Annotated in this window: 17 protein-coding genes, 1 tRNA gene and 1 pseudogene; 14 read left to right on the top strand and 5 right to left on the bottom strand. The window is 63.9% G+C overall.

Translation table 11 applies throughout. The features are described 5' to 3' along the window. Window positions 1-172 precede the first annotated feature (172 nt). The 7 genes and pseudogenes from MTR72_RS12900 to MTR72_RS12870 all read left to right on the top strand — a co-directional run. Window positions 173-343 (top strand): annotated as a pseudogene (locus MTR72_RS12900) (hydrolase); the annotation flags it as partial. Window positions 344-378: 35 nt separating this feature from the next. Next, complete coding sequence (locus MTR72_RS12895; protein WP_280967589.1) at window positions 379-1,746, top strand: cytochrome P450; 1,368 nt, start codon at window positions 379-381, stop codon at window positions 1,744-1,746. Window positions 1,747-1,796: 50 nt separating this feature from the next. Beyond that, the gene (locus MTR72_RS12890) at window positions 1,797-3,206 is read left to right on the top strand and encodes an adenylate/guanylate cyclase domain-containing protein (protein ID WP_280967590.1); all 1,410 of its coding nucleotides are present in this window, start codon (window positions 1,797-1,799) and stop codon (window positions 3,204-3,206) included. A gap of 263 nt (window positions 3,207-3,469) precedes the next feature. Further along, the gene (locus MTR72_RS12885; protein ID WP_280967591.1) at window positions 3,470-3,958 is read left to right on the top strand and encodes a tellurite resistance TerB family protein; all 489 of its coding nucleotides are present in this window, start codon (window positions 3,470-3,472) and stop codon (window positions 3,956-3,958) included. Between the two features lie 227 nt (window positions 3,959-4,185). Beyond that, the gene (locus MTR72_RS12880) at window positions 4,186-4,965 is read left to right on the top strand and encodes an SDR family NAD(P)-dependent oxidoreductase (protein ID WP_280967592.1); all 780 of its coding nucleotides are present in this window, start codon (window positions 4,186-4,188) and stop codon (window positions 4,963-4,965) included. 124 nt (window positions 4,966-5,089) lie between these two features. Further along, window positions 5,090-5,893, top strand: coding sequence for a glutamine amidotransferase (locus MTR72_RS12875; protein WP_280967593.1), 804 nt, complete (start codon window positions 5,090-5,092; stop codon window positions 5,891-5,893). Between the two features lie 100 nt (window positions 5,894-5,993). Continuing rightward, the gene (locus MTR72_RS12870; protein WP_280967594.1) at window positions 5,994-6,806 is read left to right on the top strand and encodes an enoyl-CoA hydratase; all 813 of its coding nucleotides are present in this window, start codon (window positions 5,994-5,996) and stop codon (window positions 6,804-6,806) included. 114 nt (window positions 6,807-6,920) lie between these two features. Here the strand turns inward: MTR72_RS12870 and MTR72_RS12865 are convergent. Further along, window positions 6,921-6,996 (bottom strand) — tRNA-Ala (locus MTR72_RS12865). Between the two features lie 181 nt (window positions 6,997-7,177). Here MTR72_RS12865 and MTR72_RS12860 point away from each other — a divergent pair. The 3 genes from MTR72_RS12860 to folD are packed head-to-tail and all read left to right on the top strand — an operon-like array spanning window position 7,178 to window position 8,714. Beyond that, window positions 7,178-7,468: a YggT family protein gene (locus MTR72_RS12860; protein WP_280967595.1), complete on the top strand. Its 291-nt coding sequence runs from the start codon at window positions 7,178-7,180 to the stop codon at window positions 7,466-7,468. An 18-nt stretch (window positions 7,469-7,486) separates the two neighbouring features. Next, entirely contained in the window at window positions 7,487-7,828 is a 342-nt protein-coding gene (locus MTR72_RS12855; protein WP_280967596.1) for a DUF167 domain-containing protein, read from the top strand. Window position 7,829: 1 nt separating this feature from the next. Continuing rightward, complete coding sequence (gene folD / locus MTR72_RS12850; RefSeq protein WP_280967597.1) at window positions 7,830-8,714, top strand: bifunctional methylenetetrahydrofolate dehydrogenase/methenyltetrahydrofolate cyclohydrolase FolD; 885 nt, start codon at window positions 7,830-7,832, stop codon at window positions 8,712-8,714. Between the two features lie 104 nt (window positions 8,715-8,818). On the opposite strand, the gene ppa is transcribed toward folD, so the two are convergent. Together ppa and MTR72_RS12840 are read right to left on the bottom strand one after the other, a co-directional pair. Then, the gene (gene ppa, locus MTR72_RS12845; protein WP_280967598.1) at window positions 8,819-9,352 is read right to left on the bottom strand and encodes an inorganic diphosphatase; all 534 of its coding nucleotides are present in this window, start codon (window positions 9,350-9,352) and stop codon (window positions 8,819-8,821) included. Window positions 9,353-9,528: 176 nt separating this feature from the next. Further along, window positions 9,529-10,038 (bottom strand): GNAT family N-acetyltransferase, encoded by a 510-nt coding sequence (locus MTR72_RS12840; RefSeq protein WP_280967599.1) that lies wholly within the window; start codon window positions 10,036-10,038, stop codon window positions 9,529-9,531. A gap of 287 nt (window positions 10,039-10,325) precedes the next feature. On the opposite strand from MTR72_RS12840, the gene MTR72_RS12835 reads away from it, so the two are divergent. The 4 genes from MTR72_RS12835 (at window position 10,326) to MTR72_RS12820 (ending at window position 13,486) form a co-directional block, all read left to right on the top strand. Continuing rightward, window positions 10,326-11,225 carry an alpha/beta hydrolase family protein gene (locus tag MTR72_RS12835; RefSeq protein WP_280967600.1) on the top strand — a complete coding sequence of 300 codons (900 nt, stop codon included), beginning with the start codon at window positions 10,326-10,328 and terminating at the stop codon, window positions 11,223-11,225. Next, a complete protein-coding gene (locus tag MTR72_RS12830; RefSeq protein ID WP_280967601.1) occupies window positions 11,222-11,689 on the top strand; it encodes a DUF2269 family protein in 468 nt (155 codons plus the stop codon). The genes MTR72_RS12835 and MTR72_RS12830 overlap by 4 nt, the downstream gene beginning before the upstream one ends. 8 nt (window positions 11,690-11,697) lie before the next feature. Beyond that, window positions 11,698-13,017 (top strand): SDR family oxidoreductase, encoded by a 1,320-nt coding sequence (locus tag MTR72_RS12825; RefSeq protein WP_280967602.1) that lies wholly within the window; start codon window positions 11,698-11,700, stop codon window positions 13,015-13,017. A 61-nt stretch (window positions 13,018-13,078) separates the two neighbouring features. Further along, window positions 13,079-13,486: a thiol-disulfide oxidoreductase DCC family protein gene (locus tag MTR72_RS12820; RefSeq protein WP_280967603.1), complete on the top strand. Its 408-nt coding sequence runs from the start codon at window positions 13,079-13,081 to the stop codon at window positions 13,484-13,486. Between the two features lie 89 nt (window positions 13,487-13,575). Here the strand turns inward: MTR72_RS12820 and MTR72_RS12815 are convergent, their stop codons facing one another. Continuing rightward, window positions 13,576-14,826 carry a flavin monoamine oxidase family protein gene (locus MTR72_RS12815; RefSeq protein WP_280967604.1) on the bottom strand — a complete coding sequence of 417 codons (1,251 nt, stop codon included), beginning with the start codon at window positions 14,824-14,826 and terminating at the stop codon, window positions 13,576-13,578. Window positions 14,827-15,004: 178 nt separating this feature from the next. Beyond that, window positions 15,005-16,831: a translational GTPase TypA gene (typA, locus tag MTR72_RS12810; RefSeq protein WP_280967605.1), complete on the bottom strand. Its 1,827-nt coding sequence runs from the start codon at window positions 16,829-16,831 to the stop codon at window positions 15,005-15,007. Window positions 16,832-16,937: the final 106 nt, after the last annotated feature.

Below are 16,937 nucleotides of genomic sequence, written 5' to 3'. Positions count from 1 at the left end.
GCGACGGACTATCGTGCAGGGCCTCGGCACCCTGCCCTTCGCGGCTGCGACCGTCCGGATCGATGCCGCGAACTCGCTGCGTCCATCACTGAGCTGAAGCGCCGCACGGGTGCGGCTCGCGTGGCGCTGGTCGGCAGCTCGCGCGGCGGCTATGCCACCCGCAACGTCATCGGAGCCGGCCGACGTCAAGCCGGGCGTGCCGACGGATTCGGCAGCAACCCTGCGCCTTCCGGTCGTAGAGGTCGGGCGTAACGTCGTGGCCCAGTTTGGCGAAGAACGAATAGTGGCACGGGCCCGGCCTGCTGCCGAGAACAGGATTGCGATTGCCGAGCTGACTTACTAGCTGTTTATCCACGCGATATATGCGGGGAGAGAGCCATGAACATCGCCAGCGTGCGTCGGCCCATCGTCCCTCCAGCCCCGCCGCGTGCGCCGGACGACATGTCGTTCCTTGGCAAGCTCGCGGTGATCCGGCGAAACATGATCGCGACCTGGGCGCAGCGTGCCTACGAGGAAGAGATCATCCCGGGTCGCTTTTTCTTCCGCAACAGCTTCATCCTGAACCGGCCGGACGTGATCCGGCATGTCCTGGTCAGCAACTACGAGAACTACACGCGCACGCCGGCGGGCATCCGCATGCTGCGTCCCGTGCTCGGTGATGGTCTTCTGATCGCGGAAGGTCATTCCTGGACGTTTCAGCGCCGCACGCTGGCGCCTGCGTTTACGCCTCGCGCCACCGCCAACCTCGTCCCGCATATGACTGCGGTGCTCGACGAGACCATCGCGAAGCTGGATGGGTGCGTGGGCGAAACCGTCGATCTGCGCGAGGTCATGCAGCGCATGACGCTCGAGATCGCCGGCCGCACGATGTTCTCGTTCGGCATGGACCGCCATGGTCCGACCTTGCGCAGCTTCATCATGGAATACGCCGAGCGTCTGGGACGGGCGTACTTCCTCGACATGGTGCTGCCCGTGTCCTGGCCGAGCCCGATGGATTTTGCCCGCGCCCGCTTCCGCAAGCGCTGGACCGAATTCGTTGCGATGCTGATCGCCGAACGGCGTGCGGCGGGGAAGAAGGACGGCGCGCCGCCGCGCGATCTGTTCGATCTCATGGACGAGGCGCGCGATCCCGAGACCGGCAAGGGCTTTTCCGACGCGCAGCTTGTCGATGAGGTCGCGACCATGATCCTGGCGGGTCACGAGACCACCGCGACCGCGCTGTTCTGGGCGCTCTATCTGCTCGCGCTCGATCCGGAGACGCAGGAGGACGTCGCCTCGGAAACCCGCGGCGAGCATCTCGACAGCATCGCCGACATCGACCGTCAGAAATTCACCCGCGCCGTGATCGAGGAGACCATGCGGCTCTATCCGCCGGCTTTCCTGATCGCGCGGGCGGCGCGGGACAAGGACGACGCGGCCGGCGTTGCGATCGGCAAGGGCGATATCATCATGATCGCACCGTGGCTGTTGCACCGGCACGAGAAGCTGTGGGATCAGCCGAACGCATTCGTCCCGAAGCGCTTCATGTCGACCGAGGCGCCCGATCGCTTCGCTTACTTGCCGTTTGGCGCGGGACCGCGCGTCTGCGTCGGCGCGCCCTTCGCCCAGGCGGAAGCCGTGCTGGCGCTGGCGAGGCTCATCGGCGCGTTCCGCGTCGAGCTCGTCGACGCCAATCCCGTCATTCCGCTCGGCGTCGTCACGACGCAGCCGGACCATTCACCCATGTTTCGCATCACGCGTCGGTGACAGGCGTTCGCCTGGCAGATGGCGTGATGCACCCTAGATAGAGCCCCGCCATGAGCGACATACAGGCCCAGTTATCCGTTCTGAAGCAGACCGCCGATCCCGCAGTCGTCGAGGCCATAGCGCGGCTGATCGCCGATGGTCATGATCGCGACCTCAACCGCATCAATGCGCTGGATTTTGCCGATCGTACCGGGCTCGATCAGGAGAAGGTCATTTCCGGATTCCTGCACGCCTCGCGGCTCGGCCTGTTCGACATGAGCTGGAACGTGCTGTGCCCCGGCTGCGGAGGAGTTTTGGGTGCGCATGCAACGCTGAAATCACTGAAGCACGACGACTACAACTGTGCGCTCTGTGCCGCCGGCTACGAAGCGTCCGTCGATGAGATGGTCGAGGTGGCTTTTACCGTCAGTCCCCGGGTCCGCCGCATCGGTGCTCACGATCCCGACACGTTGCCGATCTGGGAATATGTCCGGCAGATGTTTTGGAGTTCCGGAGTCGACATCAACGATGAATCTTTTTCGCGCCTGATCAACGACGTAACGCTCGAAGCACTCGAATTGCCGGCTGGCGAAAAGGCGATCCTCTCGCTGAACTTGCCCAGCCAGTTCATCATCGTCTTCGAGCCGGTCACCCATTCTGCCCACTTCCTGGACGTTCAGGGTGACCCGACGAGCGAACGTCAGCAGCTTTCGATCATATTCAACAAACTGGAGGCGCCCACGGGGACCACTGTGATGCGCCCCGGGCCGTTGCGCCTCACACTCGAGAATCAATCGGACAACCGGGTGTTGCCCTCGGTCTGGATTGCCGCCGACGCGTTGCATGAGATGATCGGCAAGCGCAAGCCGATCCTGACCGCCAAGCGGATGCTGTCCAATCAGACGTTCCGCGACGTCTTCAAGGCGGACAATCTCAATGTCGACCAGCGCTTGAAGATCACGTCGCTGACCTTCCTGTTCACCGACCTGAAGGGGTCGACGGCGCTGTACGAGCGGGTCGGCGATCTCAGTGCCTTTGACCTCGTGCGAGCGCACTTTCGTGCGCTGCTGGAGATCATTGCCGCCGAGAAGGGGGCAGTCGTGAAGACGATCGGCGATGCCGTCATGGCAACCTTCATCCGACCCGAGCACGCGATCACGGCGGGTCTGCGCATGCGTGCAGCCATGGATGAATTGAACAAACAACGCGGCGCCAACGATCTCGTTCTCAAGATCGGCATCCATGAGGGGCCGTGCCTTGCAGTGATGTTGAATGAGCGACAGGACTATTTCGGCCAGACCGTCAACATCGCCGCGCGCGTGCAGAGCCTGTCGACCGCGCAGGAGATCCACATCACCGGGCCGGTGCTGGATGCGCCGGCGGTTGCGGAAATCCTGGAGCAGCGCGCGATCAGGCCGATCCAGAAGCAGGCCGCGCTGCGCGGCATTGCCGACAAGATGGTGGTGTACGAGATACCGTGATGATGGCTGTTGTGAATGCCGCGATCTCGATCATGACGGGCGCGGCATCACGTCACCCCAACACGTCACCCCAACGTCGTCCTGGCTTTCGCCAGGACGACATCAGAGGAATCGGCTAGCCTCGCGTGCTGAAATGACAGCATTCAGATTGCAGAAACGTAATGCACGCGCGGAACTGACACACGTTGCGCCGATCGAGTTTCCCGCTCATATAATACTTGCAGAAGCCGCTTCCCGCGGCTTCGTCGATTTCGGTAGGACTCATGCTGGACGGCTTGCGCCAATTCATCGCTGAGATTGTTGCCCCTCATGCCCAGGACCGCGCCTTCGGCGACGGCGATTACCGGCTGGCGGCAACCGCGCTGCTGATCCACGTGATCTCGCTGGACGGTCAGCCGAGCGAGACCGAGCGGCGCAAGCTGCACGGCCTGATCGAAAGCCATTTCGGCCTGGATCGCGGCACCGCGGACCGCCTGATTGCGGACGCGACCCAGGTCGAAGGCGAGGCCGTCGACCTCTACCATTTCACCAGCGTCATCATGCGTTCGGTCGACGAAGAGGGACGCAAGCGCATCGTTCAGATGATGTGGGAGCTGGTCTACGCGGACGGCCAGGTGACCGAGTTCGAGGACAACGTCGTCTGGCGTGCATCCGACCTGCTCGGCATTTCTCAGCGCGACCGCATCGATCTGAAGCATGCCGTCGCCAACCGCCCCAGTGGTCAGGTCAAGCAGGGGGCCATCGGCGGCTGAGCCGGTTCGTCCCGCCGCTCGTCCGGGTGGTGATCATGACATGACGAAACTTTAATGTATCGGCGGTCGCCGCGGCCGACGAAAACCCATGGAAATCAGCGGGCTTTCCACTTTGCCCATCTTTCGCGCAACGCGCCATGCGGTGAGGCCGCTTGCATCGCGCACGCGGCCTATGCTCTCGTTTCGGCGTTGTCTTAGGATTTTCCTGCCTTCAAGAGCTTTCGATCGTGACCGACCGCGTGACGCTGATTACCGGTGCTTCGGCCGGCATAGGTACGGAGCTGGCGCGCGTGTTCGCCGCGAACGGACATCGCCTGGTGCTGACGGCACGCAGAGCCGATCGTCTGGAGGTGCTCGCGAACGAGCTCGCGGCCAAGGGTGGCAAGAAGCCGATCATTGTCGCCTGCGATCTGGAAGCGGCCGATGCAGGCGAGAAGATCGCGGCCGCCCTCGCGGTCGAAGATGTCGAAGTTGATCACCTCGTCAACAATGCCGGCTTCGGCGTGTTCGGCGATGCGATCGAGCGCGATCGCGCCGAACAGCTCGGCATCATCGACGTGAACATCCGTGCGCTGACGGATCTTTCGCTGCGCTTCGCCGACCAGCTCGTCAGAAACAAGGGCGGAATTCTCAATGTCGGCTCGGTCGCGGGCTTCCTGCCCGGCCCGGGCATGGCCGTGTACTACGCGTCCAAGGCCTATGTGATCTCCTTCACCGAAGCCTTGCGCTGCGAGCTCGGCAAGCGCGGCGTTCGTGTCACCGTGCTTTGCCCGGGTCCGGTGCCGACGGAGTTTCAGGCCCGCGCCGGCTTCGCTCCCGGCTTCGATTCCGCGATCCTCAACGTCTCCGCCGCCGATGTCGCGCTCGCCGCCTATCGCGGCCTGATGGCGAATAAGCGGGCGGTCCTGCCCGGTCTGGGCATCAAGATCGTGCCGTTCCTGCTGCGATTGTTCCCGCGCGGCTTCATCCTGGCCGCGGTCGGCCGGTTTCAGAGGCGCAAGCGCTAAGTCCGAACACGCGGTCCGTATTGGCCCGGAGCTTGCTTCATGAACCGCGTGTGCGCGAACTCACACGAAATTAACGATCGCTTAGTTATGCTGGCGGTCTGAATCGCTAGCACCCGCAGAGGCAATGTCGTTCCGGACGGACAGGCTTGGTGGCGCAGAGGTGGTGTCCTTCCGCAACAGAAGGGCGTCCGGGGCGGCCGCCTCCGATCGCGAGAGCCGGTTGCCAGTTCTGATCGTCCTGCACCAGGAGTCCTCGACCCCCGGCCGAGTCGGTAACGCGTTGCGCGCGCTTGGTCATCGCCTCGACATCCGCCGGCCTCGCTTTGGCGATCCCCTGCCCGCAACGCTCGACGCCCACGCCGGCGCGGTATTTTTCGGCGGGCCGATGAGCGCCAATGATTCCGACGACTACATTCGCCGCGAGATCGACTGGATCGAAATTCCATTGCGCGAACAGCGGCCGTTCCTCGGCATCTGCCTCGGCGCACAGATGCTCGCGATGCAGCTCGGCGCCCCCGTCGCGCCGCATCCAGACGCGCTGACGCAGATCGGTTACTATCCGATCCGCCCGACCGCAGCGGGACAGGCGCTCTGTCCGGACTGGCCGGCGCAGGTCTATCACTGGCATCGCGAGGGTTTTGAGCTGCCCGTTGGCGGCGAGCTGCTCGCCGAGGGTGACGATTTTCCGGTGCAGGCGTTCCGCACCGGCAATGCCTTCGGCGTCCAGTTTCATCCCGACGTGACCTACGCGATGATGCATTGCTGGACGACGCGCGGCTATGACGGTCTGAGCGCGCCGGGTGCGCGGCAGCGGCATCATCATTTCGCTGATCGCGCAGTCTACGACGTCGCGGAGCGCGCCTGGCTCGATCATTTCATCTCGGGCTGGCTGGCGCGCCGGCCGCTGCTTGCGCAAGCCGCCGAGTGATCGCGGCCAGCACCTTCGTCCTTAGCTCATCGCTGGATATGCTAGGCTCGCTCCCAATGAGCGCGTGCAAATGCGTGCCGATAAACAAAGGGAGAGCGCCTTGGCCTATGAACACATTCTCTATGAGGTGAGCGACAAGGTCGCGACCATCACGCTCAATCGCCCCGATCGCATGAATGCATGGACGCCGATCATGGAGCGCGACGTGCGTCACGCGATGGAATCGGCGGCCGGCGATGACAATGTTCGCGTCATCGTGCTGACCGGCGCAGGCCGGGCCTTCTGCGCCGGCGCCGATATGGACGCGCTGAAAGGGCTCGACCCCGATGACGTCAGGCGCGCATCGAACCTGCCGCCGTTCGACATGAACCGCCGCCCGGATTGGCAGACGCGCTATGGCTTCTATCCCTCGATCGGAAAGCCCATCATCGCCATGCTCAACGGCGCGACCGCCGGCATCGGACTCGTGCACGCGCTCTATTGCGACTTACGCTTTGCCGCCGACAACACCGTGTTCACCACCGCCTTCGCACGGCGCGGACTCATCGCCGAACATGGAATCTCCTGGATGCTGCCGCGCATCGTCGGTCATGCCAATGCGATGGATCTCTTGCTGTCGGCCCGGCGCGTTGGAAGCGACGAGGCGCTGCGGATCGGGCTGGTCAACCGGCTCTGCCCGCCCGAGAAGCTGCGCGAGGAGACCTATGCCTACGCCCGCGATCTTGCCGACTTCGTCTCGCCAAGCGCGATGGCCGTGATCAAGCGGCAGCTCTATGAGGTTCCATTCCAGACACTGGCCGAAGCCACCATCGAGGCCAACCGGGAGATGCTGATCGCGCTGAACGGCAGCGATTTCCGCGAGGGCGTGGCAAGCTTCATGGAGAAGCGGCCGCCGAGGTTCACGGGGAGGTAGGGGCTGAATTCGAATTACTGAGTCCGGCTTTGCCCTTTGGGCTACGCCGGACACCACGCTCCGCCCTTCGGGCCCTGGCGTGGCTGTGCCACGCGTAGCCCGAAGGGCGGAGCGTGGTGGAGCCAGGCGGGATCGAACCGCCGACCTCATCATTGCGAACGATGCGCTCTCCCAGCTGAGCTATGGCCCCATCGCTGGCCGCTCTGGTGAACGCGGCCGACAACCGGGCGCCATTTAAGTCCCCGCCAAGGTCAAGTCAAGGACGCGCGATTTAGCCCCTGCGGGCGCCGGGACTTCCCTTGTTTGGGTCGGGGGGAACCGGTATTTAGCAAAAGGCGTCAATCCCCACCGGAACCAGAGTTTTCACAGCCATGCGTGCCGTTCTCGACATCGTCATCATCGTGCTCGACCTCTACGTCTGGCTGCTGATCGCCGCCGCGATCCTGTCCTGGCTGATCGCCTTCAACGTCGTGAACACCCGCAATCAATTCGTCTCAGCCGTGGCGGAGTTCCTTTACCGCATTACCGAACCGGTGCTGGCGCCGATTCGCAACTTCATGCCCAACCTCGGCGGCATCGACATCTCGCCGATCATCTTGATTCTGATCATCATGTTCATAGAACGGGTGATCACGTACTACATCTACCCCAACGTACTCTAACGCGGCGCAGGCGGAGCCTTGGTAGCGGGCGAGCCCTGGCGCACCTCCGCCTCGGGCATCAGCATCGCCTTGCGGGTGACGCCGCGCGGCGGCCGCGACGATATCGACGGGATCGAGCAGCTCTCCGACGGCCGCAGCGTGCTCAAGGTGCGCGTGCGTGCCGTCGCCGATGGCGGCGAGGCCAATCGGGCGGTATTGGCGCTGCTGGCGAAATCGCTTCGCGTGCCCAAGGCCAGCGTGAAGCTGCTGTCCGGGCCGACGTCGCGCTTGAAGCAGATCGGGGTCGATGGCGATCCGGTGCAGCTTGGCGATACGCTGCGCCAGCTCGCCTCGGCTAAATCCAGGCAATCAGGGAACTGACATGACCGCCAAGATCATCGATGGAAAAGTCATTGCCGCGGAGCTTCGCGGCCGCGTCGCCGACGAGGTTGCCCGCGTCAAGCGCGAGCACAATCTGGTGCCGGGACTTGCGGTGGTCCTGGTCGGCAATGACCCCGCCAGCGAAGTCTATGTCCGCTCCAAGCACACCCAGACGCAAGCCGCCGGTATGGCCTCGTTCGAGCACAAGCTGCCGGCCGATGTCTCGCAGGCCGATCTGCTGGCGCTCGTCGCCAAACTCAATCGCGACCCCGCCGTGCACGGCATTCTGGTGCAGCTACCGCTGCCGAAGGGCCTCAACACCGAGGCCGTCATCAATGCCATCGACCCCGCCAAGGACGTCGATGGACTGCATCCGAACAATGCCGGCCGGCTTGCCGGCGGCTTCGAGGCGCTGTCGCCCTGCACGCCGCTCGGCTGCATCATCCTGACCAAGAGCGTGCACGCTTCGCTCGAGGGCCTGAACGCCATCGTCATCGGCCGTTCCAACCTGGTCGGCCGTCCGCTGGTGCAGTTGCTGCTGAATCAGAACGCCACGGTGACGATCGCGCATTCGCGCTCGCGCGACCTGCCCGGGCTCGTGAAACGCGCAGATCTCGTCTATGCCGCGGTGGGCCGCCCCGAAATGGTGCGCGGGGACTGGCTGAAGCCGGGTGCGACCGTGATCGACGTCGGCATCAACCGCCTCCCGAAGGATGACGGCAAGACCCGCCTCGTCGGTGATGTTGCCTATCAGGAAGCGCTCGCGGTTGCCGGCGCGATCACACCGGTGCCGGGCGGCGTCGGCCAGATGACGGTCGCCTGCCTTCTGGTGAACACGTTGCGCGCGGCCTGTGCGATCGCAGGCCTGCCGAAGCCGGCGGTTTGAAGCTGTCATTCCGGGGCGGTGCGAAGCACCGAACCCGGAATCCAAAAGTTACTGCACGAGATCCCGGGTTCGCACTTCGTGCGCCCCGGAATGACGGCTGGGCGTCACTTCTTCTTTTTTGCCCGATCCATGCCTTCGAGGATCAGCTTGTGGGCCTCATCCGGGCCACCCCAGCGCAGGATCTTCACCCACTTGCCCTTCTCGAGGTCCTTGTAGTGCTCGAAGAAGTGCTGGATCTGTTGCAGCGTGATGTCCGGTAGGTCGCTGTACGACTTCACCTTGTCGTAGCGTTGCGTCAGTTTTGACGACGGCACCGCCAGAATCTTCTCGTCGCCGCCGGCCTCGTCTTCCATGAACAGCACGCCGACCGGGCGCACGCTCATGACGGCGCCGGGGATGATGGCGCGGGTGTTGACGATCAGGACGTCGCAGGGGTCGCCGTCGTCGGACAGCGTGTGCGGGATGAAGCCATAGTTACCGGGGTAACGCATCGGCGTGTACAGGAAGCGGTCGACGACCAGCGTTCCGGCCTCCTTGTCCATCTCGTATTTGATCGGTTCACCGCCCACGGGCACTTCGATGATGACGTTGACTTCGTGTGGGGTGTTGGTCCCGATCGAGACCGCATCGATACGCATTCAAGGCTCCGTTATTGCCGAGGTGAAATCGCGCCCGGCAGCGATTTGGCACTGTCATACGCGGGCTTGGCCCGCCTATCCATCGAACTTTTGTGAAATTATGAATCCAGCGACTACCGGCTCAAAAGGCAGCGGTATCGACGGAGGGAAGCGCTGCCGGCTGGCGTTTCAGCAGCTCAATTGGTCCACGCGAAGGCAATCTTGTCGAGCGATTTCGGCCCGAAACGCTCCGAGGAACGCGCCACCATGCGGCCGCCCAGTGCCCGGTAGAACTCGGTTGCCGGATCATTATCCGAGAGCGCCCATACCACCATGCTCTTCAGCCCGCTCTGCATCAGGTCGCGGCGGGCGGCGGCGAACAGCCGCCGGCCGAAGCCGAGGCCCTGGAATTCCGGACGCAGATAGAGCTCGTAGATCTCGCCGTCGAAATGCAGGCTGCGGGCGCGGTTGCGCCCGTAATTGGCATAGCCCGCGATCCTGTCGCCGAACACCAGCACGCTGACGCGGCTACCTTTGCGAATCGCGCTGTCCCACCATTGCGGACCACGGCGGTTGATCAGCTTCTCCAGCTCGGCGCCGGGGATGATGCCCTGATAGGCCGAGCGCCAAGCCTCGTCGTGCGTGCACGCCACCGCAGTAGCGTCTGCAGCTTTGGCCGGCCGAACCTCGATCAGGGTTGTGCTCATGGATGCGATCAAATCAACTCGCCGCGCCGGCGGCAAGACCCATCGTTAATTATCGGTTAACCTGTGGACTTTCTGCATCAGTATTTTGCCCTTCTGCATCAGTATTTTGTCCTTGGTGTACCGAAAGAGAACAAAGCAACGCGTCGAACGGCAACGGCTTGTCATGCGTCGGTGCAAAACCACCTTGCAGCAGCGAGTGGACGGCTCAGGCAACGCAGAAAGTCCGCCCAGAATGATTCGTTCCTACTAGTCTGGCCACCGCCATCCCTCTCGCTTCCAGCGATTCCATGCGATTCTCTTTCGCGCTTGCCCTTTTGCCCGTGCTGGCTGCGCTCATTGCGCCGCCTTTGCGCGCGCAGGTCGTATTTGGCCCCGTGGGGGAGGAAGGCGAGCCGTTTCGCCGGCAGCAATGGCGCGTGCCGTCGCCGGACAGCGAGATTGCGGCGCATGCGCTGCTGTTTCGTCCGCATGGAGCCGGTCCCTATCGACTGGCCGTCATCGCCCATGCCTCGACGCAGAACGTGCTGCGTCGTGCGCAAATGCCGCAGCCGGAATACCGCGCGCTCGTCGCGTTCCTAACTGCGCGCGGCTTTGCCGTGCTGGTGCCGGAACGGCTCGGTCACGGCGCAACCGGCGGTCGCTATGTCGAGGATCAGGGCGGCTGTGATGAGGCGGATTATGCGCGCGCCGGCCGCGCCACCGCGGACGAGATATCGCTTGGGCTGGAATTCTTGCGAAAGCAGGATTTCGTCCGCAAGGATGGTGCGGTCGTGCTCGGCCATTCCGCCGGCGGCTGGGGCGCGCTCGCGCTCGCCAATGCCGATCCGAAGACCATTTCCGCGATCATCGTATTTGCGCCGGGACGCGGCGGTCATGCCAATGACGCCCCGGACAAGGTTTGCGCACCAAATACGCTGAAGCTTGCGGCGAGTGAATTCGGCAAGGTCGCCCGAGCGTCGGTCACCTGGTTCGTGGCGGCCAATGATACGTATTTCTCTCCGGTCTTCGCCAGGCAATTGGCAGATGCGTTTAGCCGCGGCGGTGGCAAAGTGGATTTTCAGGCGGTGCCCCCGGTCGGCAGTGAAGGCCACTGGATGATCGAGACGGAGGCGGGCGTCAAAGCTGCAGGCAAGGCACTTGAGCGCGCGCTGAACCTGCCAAGGCCAGTGGCGACCAAGAAGCCATGACACTGTATTTCCTGATCAAATATCTGCATGTGCTCGGCGCCATCGTCATCCTCGGCACCGGCGCCGGCATCGCCTTCTTCATGCTGATGGCGCATCGCACGCACGACGCGGAATTCATCGCGCGCACCGCCTCGGTGGTGGTGATCGCGGACGCCATCTTCACGTTTTCGGCGGTGATCATGCAGCCGGTCAGTGGCGGCCTCCTGATGGTGCTGTCGGCCACGTCGGTCGCGGAGCGCTGGCTGCTTGCCGCGATTGCGCTCTATGTCGTGGCAGGCCTGTTCTGGGTCCCCGTCGTGATCATGCAGATCGAGATGCGCGATCTCGCGCGCAAGGCATGCGAACAGCACGCCGCGCTTCCACAGCGCTACTTCGTGCTGTTCCGCCGCTGGTTCGCCTTCGGCTTTCCCGGCTTCGGTGCGACCATGCTGATCCTCTGGCTGATGGTCGCAAAGCCGTTTTGAGGGACACGATGAGTAAGGCCAACATTCTCCTGCTCGGCGCTTCCGGCCTGATCGGCCGCTTCGTCACCGACAATCTCCGCGCGCGCGGCTTTCGCGTGGTCGGTCTCGCACGAAGCCTGTCGCCGGCGCGGAAGATGAGCCCGCTGGACATCGAGCTGCCGATCCTCGCCCTCGAGGCGGCCGCGCTGACGCGTCTCTTGAAGGAGCATGCGGTCGATGTCGTCGTGAACTGCCTCGGTGTGCTCCAGGACGGACCCGGCGGCGACACACATGCCGTGCACCGCGATTTCGTCGCGCGCCTGCTGCAGGCGATCGGCGACAGTGACCGTGCGATCCGCCTCGTGCACATCTCGATTCCCGGCACGGCAGAGGCCGATCGCACCGCGTTCGCGACAACCAAGCGCGAGGCCGAGCGGCTGATTTCTGCCTCTAGCGTTGCCCATGCGATCCTGCGGCCCGGCTTTGTGGTTGCACCATCGGCTTATGGCGGCAGCGCGCTGCTGCGCGCACTCGCCGCCTTTCCCATTGACCTGCCCGACACGGAGATGGCGACGCCGTTCCAGCCTGTTGCGGTCGAGGATATCGCCGCCACCATCGCCTGGCTTGCCGCGCGCGACATCGGCGATGCATCGGTGAAAGCCGTGAGCTGGGACCTGATGCAACCCGAGCCGGTCACGATGGCCGGCGTCATCAAGCGTTTTCGTCTTGCGTTCGGCACGGCGGGCTGGCCGCATGTCGCGATGCCCTCGGTCCTGCTCGATCTCGGCGCCAGGCTCGGCGATCTCACGAGCCGGCTCGGTTGGACGCCGCCGATGCGGACGACCGCCATCGCCGAGCTGCGCCGCGGCGTCACCGGCGATTCATCGCCGTGGATCGCCGCGACCGGCATTGCGCCGAAGACCCTGACTGACGTGATCGGGCGGCATCCCGCCACCATCCAGGACAAATGGTTCGCGCGGCTGTTCCTGGCCAAGGCGCTGATCATCGCGAGCCTGGTCGCGTTCTGGATCGTTTCCGGCTTCATTGCGCTGTTTGTGTCCTATCGCGCTGCCGCCGGAATTTTGATCGCGCACAATTTTCCGCCGGCGCTGGTCGATCCGATCACGATCGGGACGAGCCTGATGGATATGAGTATCGGTCTGTTGATCGCCTTCCGGCGCACGTCGGCCCTTGGCCTCGTCGCCGGCCTCGTCGCCTCGCTCGGCTATATGGTGGGTGCAGCGATCCTCACGCCCGATCTCTGGATCGAACCGCTCGGCGCACTCGTGAAGACGGGCCCGGCCATCGTGCTGATGCTGGTCGCGCTCATGATGCTGGACAATCGATAGCGTTTTCGAGCGAAGTGACGACCGGTTCGCGTGAAGGAAACGCGTCAAGAAAGAGACTCTGATGCCCAAATGGCCCGACGACGACGTGATCCTGTTCGACGGCGTCTGCGTCTTCTGCTCGCGCTGGGTGCGCTTCGTCGCGCAGCGCGATACGGCGAAGCGTTTCCGCTTCACGCCTATCCAGTCGGACTACGGAACCAGGCTCGCGAAGACGTTCGGGATTGATCCCGAGGATCCCGACACCAATGCGGTCGTCCACGACGGCGAGGCGTTCTTAAAGTCGGACGCCGCGCTGACCGTGCTGTCGCATTTGCCGGGATGGGGCTGGGTGCGCGCACTATTCGCCGTGCCGAAGCCGCTGCGGGACCCCGTGTACAGCCTCATCGCGCGCAACCGCTATCGCATCTTCGGCAAGTACGATGCCTGCTTCGTGCCGGACGCGGACTTGCGGGCGCGGGTGATCGAGTAACCGGTCATTGCGAGCGCAGCGAAGCAATCCAGACTGTCACCGCGGAAAGATTCTGGATTGCTTCGCTGCGCTCGCAATGACGGAGTCTGCTAATACGCCTTCACTATCGCCGCCAGCACTTCCCTCGCCGCGCGCTCCCCGCTGTCTCGTGCGCCATGCGCTGTCGAGAAGAAATTCGGCGATGTCGCCTCTCCCGCGAAGAACAGCCGGTCATCGACCGGCGCCGCCAGGACGGCGCGATCTCCCGCATGACCCGGCAGCGCGTGCGAATAGGAGCCGCGGGCGAAGGGATCGAGCGCCCAGCGAGACTCGCAGAGCGGTCTCAGCTTGCGCCTGATGTCGTTGCCGAGAAAGCCCGCGATCTCGTCGATGCTTTGCGTGGCGAACGCGCCGACACCGGCATCTTCCAGATCGCGCGCAAACCGGCCGCCGAAAAAGCCGTCGATGCAGGGCTGGCCGAACGGGCGTATGTGGTAGGTGCCCATTGCGGTGCGCATGGTCGCGCCGCGCAAGTTTCCCTCGATTGGGAAGGCTTCTGCATCCTCCAGCGCCAGCGTCACCTTGTCGTCGATGCCGAGCGGCAAGCCGCGTGCGGCGTCGACCTTGGCTGGCAGCGCCGGAGAAAAGCGGATCGCCTCCTCGGCAATCAGATTGGTCGGTACGGTGACGATGACTCTCCCGGCATCAAGCGTGCCGAGCGAGGTTTCGAGGCGGATGCGCTCGCCGGAATGGTCGATCAGCATGACGTTGCAGTTCAGCGCGACCGGGCAGGGCGCGCCATAGGCCGCGATCAGCGTCCCATATCCGGCGCGCACGCGCCAATTGAAATAGGTGTCCTCGTAGGCTTCCATGTCGAGGATCGAGACCTGATCGAGCTCGCACCCGTTCACATAGGTCGAGACCGCATCGATCATCGGATTCCAGCGATTGCCTGGCTCGAGATAACCGGCGGCAGGCGCATCCTCGCCCTTCTCAGCAACCTCGCAGATTCGTTCGTAGAACTCGTCAATCGCGCGCACAAAGTCCTTGCGCTCAGCCTCCGGAAACGCATCGCCGAAGGCGCGATCGCCCCAGGGCGGCAGGTCCGTGTTGATCTCGAAATCGAGTTGCCGGGCGATTGGGACGAAGGAATTCTTGTCCGCCGAATGCAGCCAGCCACAGCCGACGTCAAACGTCACCTCCGGCGATGCCTGCACGGTCCATGCGCGTCCGCCGATGCGGCCGCGCGCTTCGAGCACGATCAGCGACAGGCCGGAATCCTTCAGCGCCTGCGCTGCGCCGAGCCCGGCGGCGCCGGCGCCAATGATCGCGACGTCGACTGAGGAGGGGAGGGAACTCATGCGCTGGCTCTAGCACGTTCGCCGTGCGCGCTGAAGCCACCACAATGTGAGGCGTCATCACCCGCCTTGTGCGCAATTGCGCACTGGGGCGGGTGATCCAGTATTCCAGAGACGGTTGCGAGATGCGGAGAAGCCGCGGCGTACTGGATGCCCCGCTTTCGCGGGGCATGACGGCGAGTTACGCCACAGCTTCCTTCGCCTTCTCCGCGCGCTTGCGCTCGTTCGGATCGAGGTGCTTCTTGCGCAGGCGGATCGACTTCGGCGTGACCTCGACGAGCTCGTCGTCCTCGATATAGGCGAGCGCCTTTTCCAACGTCATCTTGATCGGCGGAGTCAGGCGCACCGCTTCGTCCTTGGACGTGGTGCGGATGTTGGTGAGCTGCTTGCCCTTGAGCACGTTGATCTCGAGATCGTTGTCGCGGGTGTGCTCGCCGACGATCATGCCGCGATAGACCTTCCAGCCCGGCTCGATCATCATCGGGCCGCGGTCTTCCAGCTTGAACATGGCATAGGCCACCGCCTCGCCCTGATCGTTGGAAATCAGCACACCGTTGCGACGGCCCTGGATCTCGCCCTTGTACGGCGCATAGCCATGGAACAGGCGGTTCATGATCGCGGTGCCGCGCGTGTCGGTGAGGAGTTCGCCCTGGTAGCCGATCAGGCCGCGGGTCGGAGCGTAGAACACCAGCCGCAGGCGGTTGCCGCCAGAGGGCTTCATCTCGATCAGCTCGGCCTTGCGCTCGCTCATCTTCTGCACGACGACGCCGGAATGCTCCTCGTCGACGTCGATCACGACTTCCTCGATCGGCTCCATGGTGGCGCCGGTGGCCTCGTCTTTCTGGTACACGACGCGCGGGCGCGACACCGAGAGCTCAAAGCCCTCGCGGCGCATGGTCTCGATCAGGATCGCGAGCTGCAATTCGCCGCGGCCCGACACTTCCATCGCGTCCTTATCGGCAGCTTCGACGACGCGCAACGCGACGTTGCCCTCGGCTTCGCGGAGCAGACGGTCGCGGATCATGCGGCTCGTCACCTTGTCGCCTTCGGTGCCGGCGAGCGGGGAATTGTTGACGATGAAAGACATCGACACGGTCGGCGGATCGATCGGCTGCGCCGGCAGCGGCACCTCGACGGTCGGATCGCAGAAGGTGTCGGCGACGGTGCCCTTGGTGAGGCCCGCGATGGCGACGATGTCGCCGGCTTCGGCCTCATCGAGCGGCGTGCGCTCGAGGCCGCGGAAAGCCAGGATCTTGGTGATGCGGCCCTGCTCGACCAGCTTGCCGTCGGCGTTCAGCACCTTGACCTGCTGGTTCGGCTTGAGCACGCCGGACGAGATGCGGCCGGTGATGATGCGGCCGAGATAGGGGTTGGCCTCCAGGATCGTGCCGATCATGCGGAACGGGCCCTCCTCGACCTTGGGCGGGGCGACATGGCGCAGGATCAGGTCGAACAGCGGCTCCATGCCCTTGTCCTTCGGACCCTCGGGGCTCTCGGCCATCCAGCCCTGCTTGGCCGACCCGTAGAGGATCGGGAAGTCGAGCTGCTCCTCGCTGGCATCGAGCGCCGCGAATAGGTCGAACACCTCGTTGATGACTTCGGTCGGGCGTGCGTCGGGGCGATCGACCTTGTTGATGACGACGATCGGCTTCAGCCCGACCTTGAGCGCCTTCGAGACCACGAATTTGGTCTGCGGCAGCGGGCCTTCAGCGGCGTCTACCAGCACCAGCGCGCCGTCCACCATGTTGAGGATACGCTCGACCTCGCCGCCGAAATCGGCGTGGCCAGGGGTGTCGACAATGTTGACGCGGGTATCCTTCCACTGCACCGAGGCCGCCTTGGCCAGAATGGTGATGCCACGCTCGCGCTCCAGATCGTTGGAATCCATGGCGCGCTCGGTCACTTTCTGGTTCTCGCGGAACGTGCCGGATTGCTGGAGGAGGCGGTCGACCAGGGTCGTCTTGCCGTGGTCGACGTGGGCGATAATGGCGACGTTGCGAAGGTTCATGAGTGAGCTTCTTTGCGGTCGAACAATGGGTTAAGCGCGATCTCGCCGGTCGAACCGGGACCTCTTTTCGAAACAACGCTGCAAGACAAGGAAACGGGCGCTTTCC

Source organism: Bradyrhizobium sp. ISRA442 (assembly GCF_038085055.1).
GTDB lineage: Bacteria > Pseudomonadota > Alphaproteobacteria > Rhizobiales > Xanthobacteraceae > Bradyrhizobium.
The sequence above is the reverse complement of the archived record's forward strand: the minus strand, read 5'-3'. Positions and strand labels throughout refer to the sequence as shown.